The organism is Prochlorococcus marinus str. AS9601, from assembly GCF_000015645.1.
Lineage (GTDB): Bacteria > Cyanobacteriota > Cyanobacteriia > PCC-6307 > Cyanobiaceae > Prochlorococcus_A > Prochlorococcus_A marinus_O.
Window position 1 is genome coordinate 1,527,923 of the sequence record NC_008816.1, and the last position, 17,898, is coordinate 1,545,820.

Annotated in this window: 17 protein-coding genes; 3 read left to right on the plus strand and 14 right to left on the minus strand. The window is 31.0% G+C overall.

Annotated elements, in window-relative coordinates; translation table 11 throughout:
* Positions 1 to 56: 56 nt before the first annotated feature.
* The 4 genes from A9601_RS17555 to purM all read right to left on the minus strand — a co-directional run bounded on the left by A9601_RS17555 (position 57) and on the right by purM (position 3,735).
* A complete protein-coding gene (locus A9601_RS17555) occupies positions 57 to 1,211 on the minus strand; it encodes a polysaccharide biosynthesis/export family protein (RefSeq protein ID WP_225866256.1) in 1,155 nt (384 codons plus the stop codon).
* Between the two features lie 548 nt (positions 1,212 to 1,759).
* The gene (locus tag A9601_RS18850) at positions 1,760 to 1,927 is read right to left on the minus strand and encodes a hypothetical protein (RefSeq protein WP_011819201.1); all 168 of its coding nucleotides are present in this window, start codon (positions 1,925 to 1,927) and stop codon (positions 1,760 to 1,762) included.
* Between the two features lies 1 nt (position 1,928).
* On the minus strand, positions 1,929 to 2,558 hold the full coding sequence (locus tag A9601_RS17560) for a hypothetical protein (RefSeq protein WP_011819202.1): 630 nt from the start codon (positions 2,556 to 2,558) through the stop codon (positions 1,929 to 1,931).
* Between the two features lie 133 nt (positions 2,559 to 2,691).
* Complete coding sequence (gene purM / locus A9601_RS17565; protein ID WP_011819203.1) at positions 2,692 to 3,735, minus strand: phosphoribosylformylglycinamidine cyclo-ligase; 1,044 nt, start codon at positions 3,733 to 3,735, stop codon at positions 2,692 to 2,694.
* Between the two features lie 98 nt (positions 3,736 to 3,833).
* Between purM and A9601_RS17570 the strand changes: the two genes are divergently transcribed.
* Positions 3,834 to 5,363, plus strand: a complete 1,530-nt coding sequence (locus A9601_RS17570; RefSeq protein WP_011819204.1) for a bifunctional pantoate--beta-alanine ligase/(d)CMP kinase — start codon at positions 3,834 to 3,836, stop codon at positions 5,361 to 5,363.
* Between the two features lie 2 nt (positions 5,364 to 5,365).
* On the opposite strand, the gene A9601_RS17575 is transcribed toward A9601_RS17570, so the two are convergent.
* The 5 genes from A9601_RS17575 to A9601_RS17595 are packed head-to-tail and all read right to left on the minus strand — an operon-like array spanning position 5,366 to position 8,549.
* Positions 5,366 to 5,839 (minus strand): low molecular weight protein-tyrosine-phosphatase, encoded by a 474-nt coding sequence (locus A9601_RS17575; RefSeq protein ID WP_011819205.1) that lies wholly within the window; start codon positions 5,837 to 5,839, stop codon positions 5,366 to 5,368.
* Between the two features lie 32 nt (positions 5,840 to 5,871).
* Entirely contained in the window at positions 5,872 to 6,633 is a 762-nt protein-coding gene (locus A9601_RS17580) for a phycoerythrobilin:ferredoxin oxidoreductase (protein WP_011819206.1), read from the minus strand.
* Complete coding sequence (locus A9601_RS17585; protein ID WP_011819207.1) at positions 6,634 to 7,344, minus strand: 15,16-dihydrobiliverdin:ferredoxin oxidoreductase; 711 nt, start codon at positions 7,342 to 7,344, stop codon at positions 6,634 to 6,636.
* A 5-nt stretch (positions 7,345 to 7,349) separates the two neighbouring features.
* Entirely contained in the window at positions 7,350 to 8,060 is a 711-nt protein-coding gene (locus tag A9601_RS17590; RefSeq protein WP_011819208.1) for a heme oxygenase (biliverdin-producing), read from the minus strand.
* A 57-nt stretch (positions 8,061 to 8,117) separates the two neighbouring features.
* Positions 8,118 to 8,549: a hypothetical protein gene (locus A9601_RS17595; protein ID WP_011819209.1), complete on the minus strand. Its 432-nt coding sequence runs from the start codon at positions 8,547 to 8,549 to the stop codon at positions 8,118 to 8,120.
* A gap of 210 nt (positions 8,550 to 8,759) precedes the next feature.
* On the opposite strand from A9601_RS17595, the gene A9601_RS17600 reads away from it, so the two are divergent.
* Entirely contained in the window at positions 8,760 to 10,184 is a 1,425-nt protein-coding gene (locus A9601_RS17600; protein ID WP_011819210.1) for an NADP-dependent isocitrate dehydrogenase, read from the plus strand.
* Positions 10,185 to 10,186: 2 nt separating this feature from the next.
* On the opposite strand, the gene A9601_RS17605 is transcribed toward A9601_RS17600, so the two are convergent.
* From A9601_RS17605 to A9601_RS17620, 4 genes are read right to left on the minus strand one after another with little or no spacing between them, the layout of a single operon-like run.
* Positions 10,187 to 11,536 (minus strand): four-carbon acid sugar kinase family protein, encoded by a 1,350-nt coding sequence (locus A9601_RS17605; RefSeq protein WP_011819211.1) that lies wholly within the window; start codon positions 11,534 to 11,536, stop codon positions 10,187 to 10,189.
* A gap of 13 nt (positions 11,537 to 11,549) precedes the next feature.
* The gene (locus A9601_RS17610) at positions 11,550 to 12,404 is read right to left on the minus strand and encodes a galactose mutarotase (RefSeq protein WP_011819212.1); all 855 of its coding nucleotides are present in this window, start codon (positions 12,402 to 12,404) and stop codon (positions 11,550 to 11,552) included.
* 9 nt (positions 12,405 to 12,413) lie between these two features.
* Positions 12,414 to 13,313 carry an alpha/beta fold hydrolase gene (locus tag A9601_RS17615; protein ID WP_011819213.1) on the minus strand — a complete coding sequence of 300 codons (900 nt, stop codon included), beginning with the start codon at positions 13,311 to 13,313 and terminating at the stop codon, positions 12,414 to 12,416.
* Positions 13,314 to 13,356: 43 nt separating this feature from the next.
* Entirely contained in the window at positions 13,357 to 14,724 is a 1,368-nt protein-coding gene (locus A9601_RS17620; RefSeq protein WP_011819214.1) for a cation:proton antiporter, read from the minus strand.
* Between the two features lie 154 nt (positions 14,725 to 14,878).
* Here A9601_RS17620 and A9601_RS17625 point away from each other — a divergent pair, with 154 nt between their 5' ends.
* Positions 14,879 to 17,425 carry a glycogen/starch/alpha-glucan phosphorylase gene (locus A9601_RS17625; RefSeq protein WP_041484573.1) on the plus strand — a complete coding sequence of 849 codons (2,547 nt, stop codon included), beginning with the start codon at positions 14,879 to 14,881 and terminating at the stop codon, positions 17,423 to 17,425.
* Here A9601_RS17625 and A9601_RS17630 read toward each other — a convergent pair.
* Entirely contained in the window at positions 17,418 to 17,873 is a 456-nt protein-coding gene (locus A9601_RS17630) for a hypothetical protein (protein ID WP_011819216.1), read from the minus strand. The two genes, A9601_RS17625 and A9601_RS17630, sit on opposite strands and share 8 nt — an antisense overlap.
* Positions 17,874 to 17,898: the final 25 nt, after the last annotated feature.

Genomic DNA, 17,898 nt, shown 5'->3' on the forward strand with positions numbered 1-17,898 from the left:
GTATCCTATTTCTGCCTAAAAAATCAAAATAATTAGACTTACAATAAAATTCTTAATTATTCACTAAAACCTTCTATTAATTCTTTAGTTGAATAAATACCCACAAAAGGAGCTGTAATCTCTTTTATTACACCAGTAGTTTTTCCAAAAAAACTACTTTTCACTGATATTAAATCGTCTTTTTTTAAATAAGGATTTCTTTTGGATCCTCTTTTTGCATTTGCAGAATAAGAAATATTTTTTTTAATAACTCTTCCATTGTTCGAGTACCTTATAAGAACAATTTTTCCCGAGAGAGGTTTTATCGGTCCAGTCAAATCAATAGCATCTGATAGGACAGCTTCAATGGGGAGTTTTACCACTCCAGTAGTTTCAACTCTACCAAAAAGACTTACTGTAATAAATTTTGGAGTAATACCAGATAAAATCGATTTTGGTATTTGATTTGTATTAGCTTTACTCAGTTTTGGAAAGAATAAACTATCTCCATCAAATATACGTATATCGTTAGTAGTATCTGATGAATTTATATAAGTACTAAAATCAATAATCGCTCTCTTTTTGCCTCCGCCTTTTCCAAGAGGTACATCTCTTATAATTTCAATTCTAGATAAATCAGTTAGTGAAGTTATGCCACCAGCTTTTCTAATTACATCAGAAATAGTAGTTAGATTTTCACTTGATCTTTTGACTTCTAAATCTTGTGAAGATTGATTATCTGATTGCAAATTTTGACTTAAATCTGATTGCTCATTGTAATTTTCTATCAATGAATCCAACTCAGAATTATCTTTTTTTTCTAAAGTTATCCTTGAAGGTGATGAATAAGCAGAAAATTTGTAAAAACCAGGATTCCTCAACTCACCTCTTGCTAATACTCTAATACTTTTAAATACTGCGATCTTTACTTTTATTTCTGGATCAATAAGAAAATCATCGTATCTTTTTTCTAATAAAGTTTTTAATTCAGACTTTGTTAGTCCTCTTACAAATGTTTCATCCAACATTGGTAAGAATAATTCTCCCTCTTCATTAACTGTATAAACTCCACTTAATTCAACCGCAGGATAAAATTCTAAAGAAATTGAATCGCCAGTATCAAAAATGTAATCCTCTAATTCATTTCTTGATTCTAAATATTCTATTTCTATTTGATTATTCTTTGAATTAGTAGAATTATTCGTATCTGCTTTAGATATATTAAATGTCAAAAATAATAAAAATACATTAAAAATTAAAAAAGGTTGAAATTTCCTTTTTAAAGAAAAAATTTCAGTTAATTTATTGTCAAAGACTTTTAGTAAAATCAACTTCTTAAAAAACTCAATTTAAGACAAAATCATATTCCTACTTTTCTATACTAATAGAAATATATTTATCCATACTCTCTTTTTTTATCATCTAAAGTCAATAGTTAAAACCTTTTAAACTTTTAAAAGTTTATTAGAAATCAATTTACACTGAATATTGTTTTTGTATTTTTCTAATTAATCCTTGCTGTCCAGAGTGCAATTTCGTATTCAATAAAAATCAAACAAAGTTATTAATAATGAGATTTATGGAAAGCAAACAGACAGCAAGTTACGGATAATATTTTAGAAGTTAGTAATAGCTTACTACTTTAAAAGATAAACCTTATTCGAATCTGGGTCCCCCCTGTTTTAATTTTTTTCACATTTAATAATGAAATTTTCGAAAATACTCAATCTTAAATAGACGGTAAAAAGTTTCAATTATTTATATAAAAATTTGAACTATTTTAGTAATCATTATCTGCTACACACATCCCTAAACATCTAACACCATTTGATGCAGTCCTTTTGCAATGATTACATAAAATAGGATCTTTCTCTGAAGAAGGGTTAATCTTTGAAATATTTATATTCTTAAAACTTATTAAATCTTGTGTTGAATCAAATAGAGCCATTCTAGGTATCATCACTTGAGTCGATACTAACAACAAGTGAAGCATTTGTGTTGGAAGAGGGTATATCCATGATTTTTACAGTTTCTTTAGGCTCATCAATAACTTGATTTTCTTCAGTACTCTCATCAACTGCACAAGCTTCAAGAGCCTCTCGAAGTAGTGAATCAAAAGTTGCACCTGGCAATCTATGTCTAGCAACCTCAAGAAAAGTTCTCGGTAGCGATTCGGATGCAGCATCTCGTAAAGCAGGATTATTTTTTCTATGTTCTTGTTCTTCCTCAATTGATTTAATAAACCTCAGTGTGACATCTCTTTTGGTAGATGCTTTTATCAGCGTATCGTTTTCAGGATTACTAACATTAGGCTCATTTTCAAGATCGCTAAGTCTTTTTTCCAAACTATTTAAAACTTCATTAGCTTCTTTACTAATATGCGCTAATTGACCATCCGACAAATTAGGTAAATCAGCAACAAAAACTTTCCCATGATCCCTTAGCGTCAAAAAAGTTGGTCTTGGACCCTGAGCCTGTCTACTCATTGATTCAGAATTATTACCTAATGGTCTTTTGGGAGGTGTAGGGCCAGCTGAACTACGTCTACGTGTAATTCTTTGATTATTTGCAAAGGGCATTGAATAAAAGGTTAAATCTTAATACTTAAACTTCCGATATAATTCGGCGGTAATTTTATTATATTACACCTAACTTTTTCATTTGGGTATAAAAAATAATTTTTTAAAACTCATTAAAAGAAGATAAAAAAATTTAAGTTAAAATTTCTGGCAAAAATTTACTAATCGTTGAATCATTTTTTCGAACTATCTTTCCAATTTCCCAACTATCTATTTCATTATCTTTACAGATATTTAATATCGGATCCTTAAATTGTTTATCAATAATTAAACAAAATCCTACTCCAAGATTGAAAGTATTCCAAAAATCTTTTTCAGGAATCGATCCTTTCTCTTTGAGGAATTTAAATATAATAGGTATTTCCCAAGAACCGGTATCTACATAAGGAATAAAATCAGAAGGCATACATCTTGGTAAATTTTCTGGAATTCCTCCCCCAGTAATATGAGACATTGCTTTAATTTCTATATTTTCAGTTAACATTTGGTTAATCACATTATTATAAATTTTTGTAGGTTTCAATAACTCATCATAAAAATTTAAGTGAAAAACTTTTTCAAATTCTTTATCTATTTGATTATTATTTTGAATAATTTTTCTTACTAAACTAAAGCCGTTACTATGAACTCCATTACTTTTTAAAGCAATTATTAAGTCATTTTCAGATACTTTTTTACCATTAATAAGCTTATCCTCATCAACTATTCCAACACAAAATCCTGCAAGATCATACTTATTTTTTGAATAAAATCCAGGCATCTCAGCAGTTTCTCCGCCGAGTAATGAACAGTTATTTTCTCCGCAGCCATGTGAAATTCCCTTAACAACCCTCAATAATTGATTCTTATCAAGTTTACCAGTAGCAATATAATCCAAAAAAAATAAAGGTTTTGCCCCACTTGTAATAATATCATTCATACACATAGCAACTAAATCAATACCAACCTCAAAGTGGAAGTTTTTACTTTGGGCTAATTCTAATTTTGTTCCAACACCATCAGTTCCTGAAACAAGAACTGGTTTTTTAAAACTATCGATAGGAATTCTAAACAAACCTCCAAACCCACCAATACCCTCAATCACATTAGATGTATGTGTTCCTTCAACTGCCTGTTTAATTTCGGAAACAAATTCTCGCCCAGCTTCTATATCAACACCTGATGTTTTGTAATCCATGAAATAAAAATGATAGACTTTCTCTATATAGATCTTCCTCCTAAGATTGATTTTGTCCAGTAATTATTTATCAAATAGATTTATTTTTTAAAAACAAAGTGAAGAAGTTAATCATAAGGAAAACTGAAGAAATAGAAAATTGGAGGAAAGATATAGATAGTGAAATTAACTTCATTCCAACAATGGGTAATCTTCATGATGGACATATAAAACTAATATCAACAGCAAAAAATGACAATTCTAATATTAATTTGGTAAGTATTTTTATTAATCCACTTCAATTTGATAACAAGTTGGATTTAGAGAATTACCCTAAAACAATTGATAATGATATAAATATCTCCTTTTCAAATGGTGCAGATGCCATCTTCATCCCAAGTAATGAAGATATATATCCACCGAATAATAATATTAGCTTCCTAAAAGCTCCAATAGAATTATCTTCTGCATTATGTGGATTAAATCGAATTGGACATTTTGATGGCGTTTGCACAGTAGTTTATAGATTACTTAATCTCATCAAGCCAAAAAATCTTTACTTAGGAGAAAAAGATTGGCAACAACTTTTAATTTTAAAAAATCTTGTCCTAAGAAAGAAATTAAATATTGCTATAAAATCTATTCCTACACAAAGAGATTTTGATGGGATTCCTTTAAGTTCTCGTAATGTACATTTATCAAAAAACGAAAGAAAATTGATTAGTTTTTTTTCAAGGGAGTTATTAGAAGCAAAAAAAAATTTTCAAAAAGAAAAAAAGATCAATTTAAAAGAAATAATTAAAAAGCTATCAGAAAAAAAAATTTCAATTGAATATTTAGAACATTTGCACCCTTATACACTCCAAAAAGCAAAAATTGAGGATAATATTTCGTTACTGGCTGGTGCGATAAGATGTGGAGAGACAAGATTAATTGATCACGTTTTTCTTATGAAAAGAAGGCCAATTATTGCAATTGATGGTCCTGCAGGGTCTGGTAAGAGTACTGTAACAAAGTTAATAGCAAAGAAACTTAAACTTTTATATTTAGATACTGGAGCAATGTATAGGGCATTGAGTTGGCTCATCATAAAAGAAAATATTGATTTTAAAAAAGAAAATAAATTACAGAACATTCTTAAAGATATATCTATTGTTTTCAAATCGAATACAAGTTCACATCAGGATGTTTATGTTAACAACTACTGTGTTACTGAAGAAATTAGGTCGCAAAAGATAAGTTCCATCGTTTCTAAAATTTCTTCTATAAAAGAAGTACGAGAATTCTTAGTAGAAGAACAAAGAAAAATTGGAGAATCAGGCGGACTTGTAGCTGAGGGAAGAGATATAGGAACTACTGTTTTTCCTCATGCAGAACTTAAAATATTTTTAACTGCTAGCATCGATGAAAGAGCAAAAAGAAGAAAATCTGATAAAAATAGTAAAGACTTACAAGAAATAGACCTTCATAAATTAAAAGAACTTATAAAGCAAAGAGATTCTGAAGATTCCAATAGGAAAATTTCACCTCTAATAAAAGCGAATGACGCAATAGAAATTATTACGGATGGATATTCAATTAATGAGGTAGTGGATAAAATTATCGATCTTTATAATGACAAGATTCCTAAAGAGAGTGAGATCAAATAAATTCAAGAAATACTTTCCAAAAAACCGCTTACAGAGTCTTCTAAAATATCAAGGACATAATCGAAGCCCTCATCACCTCCAAAATATGGGTCAGGAACTTCTTGCTCATTAAAAACTGATCTAAAATTTTGTATTTTTTTAATTGATGCAAAACCAGTTGAAGCTGTTCTATTTTTAAGATCTTGAATATTTCTAAAATTTGAATCGTCCATCGCAAGAATATAGTTAAATTCGCCAAAATCTTTGCTAGTAATTTGACGAGCTCTGCTTAAGATATGTATATCTCTTCTTTCTGCCGCAATTCTCATCCTTGAGTCAGCTTTTTTTCCAATATGCCAACTCCCAGTTCCAGCAGAATCTACAATAAAGCCATCGGTTAGTCCTTTGTTTTCAAGTAGACTTATAAAGATAGCTTCTGCTGCAGGAGACCTACAAATATTTCCCAAACATACAAAAAGAACAGAAATTTTATTCATATGATTTCAAATTCCAATAAATTATAAGACTTTTAAGTAGTAAATAAAACTTCTTCAATTAAAGATTCAGTAAATTCTTGACCAAACAAACTCGACAACATTGGTCTTGCTGGATCGTTATCTCTTCTATAATTTAAATAATTAATTTGACCATTTGTTAATTCTTTTTGTAGTTCAATATTGACTTCTTTGCTTTCGAAAAGAATTTCCAAATACAAATCAAGATATTCCTTAAATGAAGTATACAGCTGATTAGTAATTAAAAAATCACTCCTTTCTTCTTTTGGTAATTTTGACCATATTACTCCTGGAGAAAAAAATCTAGCTACATCAGCAGACATTTTTTCAGCTAATGGGAGTGATGAATGACAATGATTTTTAAGTTTTATAAGTTTTTCTAATAAATCATTATTGTATTGATTTTGTATTTTTAATGAAGGCTGAAAATCTAACACTAATAAATAACTATTAGGTAGAGAAACAAAATCTACTCCAAAAAATGGGACATTATAAATAGTATTAGGAATAATTAAAAAATTCAAAACAGAATAATTTGGACTATTTATGCAAACTGCCCTTGCGAATTTAATTCTTTTTTTATGCGTTACACCCCAAGTAGATAGATTCACATTTTTTTTTGATTTTTTTGAACCATAAGTTGAATCTTTATAAGAATATTCCGAGGGTATTGTTTTTTCTAAGCAGTTATATTTACTTAAATTATTTGTTAAATATTTTAAAAAATTATGCCATCTCCAATCTGGCCTATAAAAAATAGTATCTTGTATTAACATTCAATGAATAATCTCATTATTTAGTGTAAATAGAAATTTATTGATAAATTTTTTTGTCCATTTTTCTCCAAAAAAAGATTTAAACAATTTATCTGCAGGGTCTTTTTCAAAACTGTACTTATCATATTTAATTTGATTAATCTTTATTTCTTCTGAATTTAAAAATTGATTAACAGGATTCGATTTATAAATGTTCAAATAATTATTTACAAATGAATGGAATATATCATTTAAATCTCTATCAAGATTTAATTTATTTCCTCTACATATAATCACCCATGGGGAAAAATACTTTTTTGAATCATATATATTCTTCATTTTATTATTATCAAATGCAGAATATTCTTCTTTAATAATACCTAAACTTGAACAATATTTTTCAAGATATTTGCTTTCTTGAATTAAAGGTTGATAATCAAGTATTGCTAATAACTTTTGAGAAGTTCCAAACCATAAAATATCAGCTCCTAAAATAGGCAATTCACTTTCAAAATTAGGATATGCGACCGTATTAAACACTTGCAGTTTTTTGCCACCATCTAATCTTGTTATTCGCCACTTTCTATATTCTGGAGATGAAAAAAGCCAATTTTTAATAATATATTTTGAGTCTTCATTGTGATGTTCTTTGAATTCACTAGATATTTGTACTTCATGTCCATTTAATTGATCAATATTGGTTTTAAGGAAATCAACTAATGAATCAAACATAAATATTAGGTCTCGGTACTTCCTTTCCTAACTTTTTTTGTAATGTAATTGAATACAATCTTGCCTAAAACAGCAATCAAGTTTCCTTCAAGCTCCTTAAACATTTTCATATTGTAAGTAAAAGCTTGATTAGCTTCATCAATAATTTGATCAGCCGTCTTTTGATTTATAGGAAGTTGATTCAAAGTAAGGGAATATTCTTCCTTGAATTTCTTTTCATCAGCAATTAATTCAAACTCATAAAAATTTAAACCATCATTTCCCTGCAAATTTAATGCTTTTTTAGCGATCCTTTTCAAGATTTGCCCCCCAGATAAATCTCCTATGTAGCGAGTGTAGTGGTGACCAACTAAGAGCTCTGGTGAATTTTTAGCGACCTCTCGTATTCTTTCAACATATTCTTTTGCTGAATGAGAAATATTAATTTCGTTCTTCCAGTTTTCACCAAAATAAAATTTAAGATCATTTACAAGAGTTTCTTTCCTGAATAATGATTTAAAACCTATAGGTTTTATTACGGGATGTTCCTCATTTACCAGTCTTTCAATTTCTTCTTCCATAGCTGCATAAACAAAATATAAATCACTAATTAATTTTCTATAAGATTTTTTTTCAACAACTCCTTTTAAAAAACAAGCCACAAAGCCAGTATTTTCTGCCATAGTATGGGATTTTTTTGTCCCTTCTCTTAATTGTCCTGCAAGAGCAACTGCCATATATTTTGAATTATTTTTGTAAGTGTATTTAATCTACAAGGAAAATACATAAAACAGCTAATTTTTGTTACCAGCGGATGTTGTAGAGAACAGCTTATAAAGTTCCTTACAAACCAAAAACAGGTTATCTTTTTGTTCCTTTTGCGGTAGATGAGTACCAGTCATTTCCCAATCACCGATGGTAGCCACTCTCCATCTCTCGGAGGGAACAATCATACCTCGCATTATTATTCCCAACAATTTCGGAACTCTGCCATTTTTATCATTTTCAACTCTTAATTGTAAAAGTATTGCTCTACATTCAATAAGAGGACTCCAACCAGGGAAATGAAAAGCAAAATCAATAGTATCTTGCATATATTCATTATTTGAATTATCCCAGGGACTAAAGTTTACGCTTGCATCTGGAAAATATTTCCGAAACAAAGCTGCAGTGGAAGCAATTTTATTAGCTATTTCAACATTACTTACATTTGAACTCGCATTCATAAGTAGCTGAGTATTTTTTTGAAAATGACATAATTTGCTCTAACTTGCTTATTAACTACTTTTTCTTTTAATAAAGATGTTGAAATGCTGATCAATAAACTATTCTCTATTCACATTTGAATAATTAATTTCTAGGTTTTAAAGAAAATAACTCATCGCAAATTACAATACGAGGAACTTTAATGAGTTATCTTTTATTAATTCAATGCTATGCCAAAATTTGAAAAATTAACTTTACCTTATGAAGGCGAGATAATAACTTTTAATCAAGGCAAACCTAATGTTCCTAATAATCCAATTGTCCCATTTATTAGAGGTGATGGTACTGGAGTTGATATTTGGCCTGCAACTCAAATCGTTCTTGATTCAGCTATTAAAAAAAGCTATGGAAATGAAAGAAAAATTAATTGGTTTAAAGTCTATGCAGGTGATGAAGCTTGTGAACTGTATGGAACATATAACTACCTCCCTCAAGATACTATTGAAGCAATCAAACACTTTGGTGTTGCAATCAAAGGTCCTTTAACGACTCCCATCGGTGGAGGTATTAGATCTCTTAATGTTGCATTAAGGCAAATATTTGATTTATATAGCTGCGTTAGACCATGCAAATATTATTCTGGAACTCCAAGCCCTCATAAAAATCCCCAAAATTTAGACGTTATTGTTTATAGAGAAAATACTGAGGACATCTATATGGGAATTGAATGGGAAGCGGAGGATAATAATTGTCTTGAATTAATTAATCACTTAAATAACGTTGTCATACCAAAAAGTAAAAATTTAAAAAATAGATCCATACCCGACGGATCAGGTATTGGAATAAAACCTGTGAGTAAATCTGGTAGCCAAAGGCATATTAAAAAAGCTATTGAACATGCCAAAAGATTATCAGGAGATAAAAGGCATGTGACTCTTGTACATAAAGGGAATATTATGAAATATACTGAAGGTGCATTCAGAGATTGGGGATACGAATTAGCAGTAAATGAATTTAGAGAAGATTGTATTACAGAAAGAGAAAGCTGGATTTTAGATAATATTCAGAAAAATCCAGAAATTACAATTGAAAATAATGCTCGAAAAATTGAACCAGGTTTTGACAAGCTTACAAATAACAAAAAAGCATTCATTTGCGAAGAAATTAAAGAAGTTATTGCATCAATATCAAATTCTCACGGAGATGGAAAATGGAAAGAACTTATTCTTATTGATGATCGGATAGCTGACAGTATATTTCAACAAATACAAACTAGACCTCAAGAATATTCAATTCTTGCAACCTTAAATCTCAATGGAGACTATGTTTCTGATGCAGCTGCAGCAATTGTTGGTGGCCTAGGTATGGCTCCTGGTGCAAATATTGGAGATAATGCAGCAATTTTCGAAGCTACGCACGGTACTGCGCCAAAACATGCAGGCTTAAATAAGATTAATCCAGGCTCAGTAATTCTTAGTGGTGTAATGATGCTTGAATATTTTGGTTGGAATGAGGCAGCTAACTTAATTACTAATGGTTTAAGTAAGGCCATAGAGCAAAAAAAAGTCACCTATGATCTAGCACGCTTAATGGAACCAAAAGTAGAACCCTTATCCTGCAGCAGTTTTGCTGAAGAAATTATCTCAAATTTCTAATTTTAAAAATTATTTTTATTTTCAAAAACTTTCCAAATACTAACCAGTGAATCTTTGGTGCCAATGTTTCCAGGATGAGTAACAATGGGAAGTTTTTCGCCATTTTTTAGATTGTAAGTCACCACTGAAATGCCAGTTAAAATCTGTCCCTCAAGATAAACATAATCTGCATTAAGTCCTTTACTAAGAATCAAATTTGTTGTTATTCCACCTTTTGAAATCAAATATCCTATTTCATACTTCAAATCTGCGACTAATTCAGCAATAAAACAAGCAAGTAAATTATAGAAATTAAATAGTCCAGAAGCATCTAAAGTCATAAATTTTCTTGAAGTAAACAAAACAGGAGTTTTTCCTTTCTCAAAAGAAAATCTAATTTCTTTCAAAAATTTATTTTTAAACAAATTCCTTCGCTTCTGATTATTATCTGATGAAGTAATTTTAAAGAATTCAAAAACATCTAATTCAACTGGATTGCAATTACTTATCTCTAATAAATTATTTAATTGTATTGTTGAAAGTTCTACATAAGATCCAACAATTATCAATCCTGGAAGAAAACTCTTTTCTTTATTTCTTATTCTTAAATTAGAGAAAAATATTTCACTCTGAGAGACACTTTTTTTCTCAGAGATTGAACTTATAAAACTTGCTGCAGTTCGAAAAAGGAATTTTTTTTGTTTAATTAATTTTTTAATTACTAAAGAAAATTTTTTGAGTTGAGAATAATTTGCTACATCTACAACTACATGTTTGTTATTCTTCAAGTTCTTTAGTGTTTTAAAAACAATATTATTTTCTTCATCATTTAGCATTTCGATATCTGACAATAAAAGATTTTGAATATCTTCAAAATTTATTTGCGATTTACTCTGCTGAAATAAAAGATTCTTGACATTACTTGTCTCATATCCAAAAATTTTATCTTTTGCAAAAATTGTTTGACTAATAGGAGTTTTATCAACAAAATGAGATCCATTAATTGTTAATCTTTTACCCTCTATGAAAGCTGGAATATGAAAAGTAGCATCAAAAGGACCTATGCAACTATTTAGAGCTATTGGCTCTAAATAGTTATGTCCGCGAAGAGTAGAGTCTCCTCTACTTATAAAAATAATTTCTTCTTCATAGGCTTGAGAAGTAATTACAGTCTTAAGATTTTTGCAAATTTCCTCTATTGTTAATTTCGCATCATTTTCAGATAGTGACCTTGTGTTAGCCAAAATAAAAAATAAATTAGATTTAGATTCAAAACCTTTGACTAAAGTTGAGCAGTCCCACTTAAGCAGTAATAAGCAATCGTGAACAGTTTGAGAGCCTGTGGGATCATCATCTATAACGACAAATTTCATAAGTATTGCAAAATTACTTAAGAGATTTTATTTGTATTGAGGAATTTAACCTTTTACTATCATTTGAAGGAATCATAATGTTTCTAAATCCATCAACAAAAGAATTTCGGGGACTAGTCCAAGGTTCGAGACATATCATTCTTCTTGGAGGATCACTCCAAATAACGCCTAAATCAAAAGGATATGGATGATTTAAAGTTACCTCTCTTTTAAAAATCTTATCTCGAAAAGAGCTTCTACCGGAAGTATACATAAGTAGATCAACTCCTAAATTAATTTTGTTTAATTCATCCAAAGTATTACTTATAGTATTCCTTTCTTGATCCTGACAATTAAGTGGATTATCAACAAACTCTAAATTTTTGAAATCCGAAATATTAAAATAAGGATGCAATCCAAAATTTATAGGCATAGCAAAATCTGTTTTGTTATGGATTGTAATTTCAAATTCTAAAAAGTTAATTTTCAAGGTAACTTCTATTTTTAGTTCGAAATCGAAAGGATAATATTTTTTGGTTTGTTTAGATGCATTTAAGAATAAACATAAAAATTTTTCATTTTCATTGAAGGAGTATTGCCATTGCAAATCCCTAGCGAAACCATGTTGTGGTAATTGCAAATAACCATTTCCAAATACTGAACTAGATGTATTGAGATTTCCACAAATTGGAAACAAGATTGGAATGCCTCCCCTAATACTTTTTGTCTTGTCCATAAATCTTGTTTCATCGAAATAAAGTATTTCATTACCATCCGAAACCCAATTTGTAATAACGCCTCCTCTTTCAGGACAAAATTTAATGTAATTACTTTTATCTAATTGAAAGACAAAAATCCCTTGGTCCTTATTAGATAATTTAATTTGCACAACTGTTACTCAAAGAGAATCAACCCAATCCAATATATGCTGATTAACTAATTCAGGTATCTCATCATGAGGGCAATGTCCTGCATCAAGAATAATTTCTTTTGTATTCTTTGGTGTAAATTTTTTGTATAGATTTCTTTTTTTTGGCGTGTTCATCCATGGATCTTTCCCTCCCCAAAGAAGTAATAATGGTGCATTTAGTTTTGCGAATAGCTTATCCAACGGCAATCCCTGAGGACCTGATGGGTTAAATACACTTCTAAAAACATTAAAAGCTCCGAAATCTAATGAAGGCTTCCTTATTGACTCAACTAAAAAATCATCAACATTTTTTTTATCAACATAAACTTGATTTAAAGTTTTTTTAATATTTTTTGGATTTCTCATATTCTCAAAAATCAAACGTTGAAGAACAATATTTTTCAAAAATATGCCGGCAACTGTTTCAATTGAAGTTTGCAACATATTCTTTTTAATAGTTTTTTCTTCACTAAAATATCCTGCAGCATTCAGTAATATCACTCCTGCATTTAGATCATTTAATTCTGCACCAGCTGCTAATGCCGCATAACCACCTAATGAATTTCCAACAACAATTGTGGGTTTTTTTATTTTCTCTTGTACATAAGCAACAACCTGATCCTTCCATAAAGATCCTGAATATTCAACATCCTGGGGCTTAGGACTTTTTCCAAAACCGAGAAGATCCATCGCATGAACTTCATATTTGTTACTTAAAGTAGGGATATTGAATCTCCAATGATCCGTAGAGGCCCCGAAACCATGAATTAATAAAATTGCACATTCTTTTGATATTTGCTTAGGCTTAGCAGTAATAGTATGTATTGGGTAATTTAAAAAATTCCAGTCAAAATTTACATCACTATCTATCAGAGCTGATTTTTCCATTTATTGAAAATTCTATGTTGATTAATTCTAATAAACTTATTTCCTAAAGAAGACCGACAGGATCAGCTGCAACATCATCTGAAATTTTATTGCCATCATTTGGGGGCTTATCTTTTAGAACAATTCTTAAAAGAACAGGTGCAAGAAATGTAGTTCCAATAACCATTAATAAAATAGCTGCTTCAAGAGAAGGAGTTAACAACTTAGCGCTTGTTCCTAATCCAAGGAATATTAAACCAACCTCTCCTCTAGGCATCATACCCAAACCTACAACTAATCTATTTGTGGGTTTATCACTTGAAAATACCCATCCTGCTGCAATTTTTCCAATAATTGCTACAACTAGTAAAAATCCTGCAACTACAAGTGCTGACCTACTTGTTGGATCGAGTGGATTGATAACTGATAAATCCATTCCAGCACCTACTAATACGAAGAAAATAGTTGCGAATAAAGATACTAGAGGTAAAACGGATTGTTGAATTGCGTGATTATTTTTAGAACTACTAAGAATAAGTCCAGCAGCAAAAGCACCTAAAGCTGCTTCCAATCCAATTGCTGTTGCGACAAAACAACACAATACAAGTATCACAAAAGAAGCTACCACTACAGCTCCAGGGGCCTTTAACCTATCTAATAACCAGTCAAAACCTGGGGCAGCTGTTCTACTTAATGCGATCGCAGCAATAACAAATACTACAGCTGCTGCAACTAATTTAATAATGGGCGCAATTTCTAAAGAACCTCCTGCAGCAAGGGCGACTACAACTGCAAGAATAACAATACCCAAAATATCATCCAAAACAGCCGCTCCAATAACGATCTGCCCTTCTCTAGTTTTTAAATATCCCAACTCACCAAAAACACTTGCAGTAATTCCTATACTTGTTGCCGTCATGGATGCTCCAGCAAAAACTGCTGGAATTAGATCTACCTGGAAAATAAACATTAATCCAAGAGTACCAAAGGCAAAGGGTAAAATTACGCCAGCCATTGCGACAGTGAAAGCCTGAGCTCCGACAGCTACTAATTCCTCTAACTCACTTTCTAATCCCGTTAAAAATAAAAGAGCATATAACCCGAGAGTTGCTACTGCCTGGAGGGATGGAAAACTTTCGAAATAAACATCAGGTACAGCTTCTGGTGGAATCGACGCTAATGAGCTAATAACATTTACAAGCCCTTCATTTAATTCGGTTCCAGCTGAGGGCGGTATCAACAAATGGAATCCTGAGGCCCCTATTACAACCCCTGCAAGAAGCTCGCCTACAATGGTTGGTAAACTTAATCTTACTAAGACTTCTGCTAATGCTCTTGCAGCTAAAAATATCAATAGAAACCTTATAACTCCTATCAACGTTTCAGCGACTTCTAAATCATGTGCACTTAATTCAGCAAGTAAAGAATACATATGAAATGAGAGAAAAAATAAACTACTTAATTGGAAGATAGTTTATTAAGGGCCCACTTTAAGAAATATGTAAGAAAAAAGCAAAAATACTCAACAAGTGTGGATCTGAAGTTACTACAAAGAAATTTTCTAAAAAATGGCTATTGTCTGTTATATGGCTAATCCAATGAATACCAACGAACCCTTTGATCTACGTTTGCCTACCCCAGGCTGTTATTTAGATCCTGAGAAAGCTGGCATGGATTCTGATGCTGTTTTTCAAGGAATGACAGCCCATCTTTTTTATACTCTTGGAAAGTTAGCTACTTCTGCAAGTCCTCACGACTTGTACATGGCTTTAAGCTATGCAGTTAAAGATAGGCTAATGACTCGATATTTAGCCAGCCAAGAAGTCATAAGAAAAAAACCACAAAAAACAGTCGCCTACTTATCAGCAGAATTTCTAATAGGACCTCAATTAAGTAATAATCTTCTCAATCTTGGAATAACACAGGAGGCAGAAGATGCTTTAAAAAGATTCGGCATTGAATCATTGTCAACAATTCTTGAAGTTGAAGAAGAGCCTGGATTAGGTAATGGTGGGCTTGGCAGACTTGCAGCTTGTTATATGGAATCATTAGCATCTCTTCAAGTTCCTGCAGTTGGTTACGGTATTAGATATGAATTTGGCATATTCAATCAATTAATTAGGGATGGTTGGCAAGTAGAGGTCACTGACAAATGGTTAAAAGGTGGGTGGCCATGGGAACTTCCACAACCAGACGAATCATGTTTTGTTGGTTTTGGAGGCAGAACTGAAAGTTATAGAGATGATAAAGGAAACTACAGATCAAGATGGATCCCTTCAGAACATGCGATTGGAGTACCTCATGATGTTCCAGTTTTAGGATACAGAGTTAATACATGTGACAGATTAAGATTATGGAGAGCTGATGCAACTGAAAGTTTTGACTTTTATGCATTCAATATTGGTGATTATTATGGTGCAGTAGAAGAAAAAGTTGCATCTGAAACTCTTTCAAAAGTTCTATATCCAAATGATGGAACTGACGAAGGAAGAAGATTAAGACTCAAACAACAACACTTTTTTGTAAGTTGTTCTCTACAAGATATGTTGAGAAGTCTTGAAAAAAGATCAATTCCCATAACAGAATTCTCTAAGCATTGGACGGTCCAGTTAAATGATACACATCCTGCCATTGCAGTTGCAGAATTAATGAGACTTCTTATTGACCAATATCAAATAGGTTGGGATAAAGCTTGGAATATAACAACTTCCTCAGTTGCTTATACCAACCACACACTACTACCTGAAGCTTTAGAGAAATGGGATTTAGGTTTATTTAACGATCTTCTTCCTCGTCATTTAGAAATTATTTATGAAATTAATTGGAGATTTCTACAACAATTAAGACTACGTTATCCTGGAGATGACAAGATCCTTCAAAAACTCTCAATAATTGATGAAGAAGGCTCCAAATCAGTTCGGATGGCTCACTTGGCTACAATAGGAGCTCATCATATAAATGGTGTTGCTGCTCTTCACTCAGATCTAATTAAAAGACAACTTCTGCCTGAATTCGCAGCATTATGGCCTGAAAAATTTACAAATGTAACTAATGGCGTTACTCCAAGAAGATGGGTTGCCTTATCTAATCCATCTTTATCCAACCTTCTAGAAGAAGAAGTTGGTCCAAATTGGATAACAAATATGGAACTTCTTAAGAAGTTAGAAGAAAAAAAAGATGACAATAATTTTTTAGAAAAATTTGAAGAAACTAAACTAAATGGCAAAAGAAAATTAGCTAGTTTTATCCATTCAAAAACTGGAATACTTGTAGACCCATCAAGTTTATTTGATGTTCAAGTAAAAAGAATACATCAATATAAAAGGCAACATTTAAACGCTCTCCAAATTATTGCTCAATATTTAAGAATCAAAAATGGTAAAAACAAATATGAAGTGCCAAGAACCATAGTATTTGGAGGTAAAGCTGCACCAGGTTATTTTATGGCAAAACTGATGATTAGATTTATAAATGGTATTGCTGATGTAGTTAATTCTGATCCAGATATGGATGGTCTATTGAGAGTTGTTTTTCTACCGGACTATAACGTTAAACTTGGTGAAATAGTTTATCCTGCAACTGACCTTTCAGAACAAATTTCAACTGCTGGGAAAGAAGCTTCTGGAACTGGAAATATGAAATTTGCAATGAATGGAGCGTTAACTATTGGAACCTTAGATGGAGCTAATGTGGAATTAAGAGATCTTGTAAAAAAAGAGAATTTCTTCCTTTTTGGTAAAACTGAAAGCGAAATAATGAATTTAAAAAATAACAATTATTCCCCAAAAACTTTTATTGATCAAAGTACAGAACTTAAAGAGGTTATACGCCTCATTGAAATAGGCCACTTTAGCAATGGGGATAAAGAATTATTCAAACCTTTATTAAATAGCTTGACTGGTCATGATCCATTCTTTGTTATGGCTGACTTTGAAGACTACCTAAATAAACAGGATGTAGTAAGTGAATGCTGGAATAATAAAAAAGCTTGGAATAAAATGGCATTATTAAATACTGCTAGATCAGGATATTTTTCTTCAGATAGATCTATTAGAGAGTACTGCAAATCCATTTGGAAAGTATCTCCAATGCCAGTTGAAATTACTTGCGATGTCGAAGAATTAACTAATTAATATTTTTCTTATCTGGCGAATCTGGAGTTTGGTGAAATAATCTATTCAAAATTAATCGATCCATATTTAATGGGTCTGGAGCTAATTCATTTGCAATTTCTTTAAATTTAGATTCAATATTGTTAGAAATTTTTGTATCAAATATTCTTTCCATTAATGCTTCAATTGAATATAAATAAGCATTAACAATTTCAAGTTCATCTAAAGCTTCAGTAATTTCTGAATTAGAAATATGTTTTTCTTCTTGACTGATATCTTCATTTGATTCTCTTTCAGATAATTCTCTCTGCAACTCATCAGTAATTTTTGTACAAAGAGTTCTGAAAGATTGAATAGATGCCCAATTCAATTCTTGTTGCTGCTTGAAAGTAGGAAATTCTCTAATCAGACGATCATGCTCTTTATAAAATCTCTGACAATCAGAGCATTGACATGGTTCTTCAGCCAAAAGAAAATGTAATTCTTTTCATATC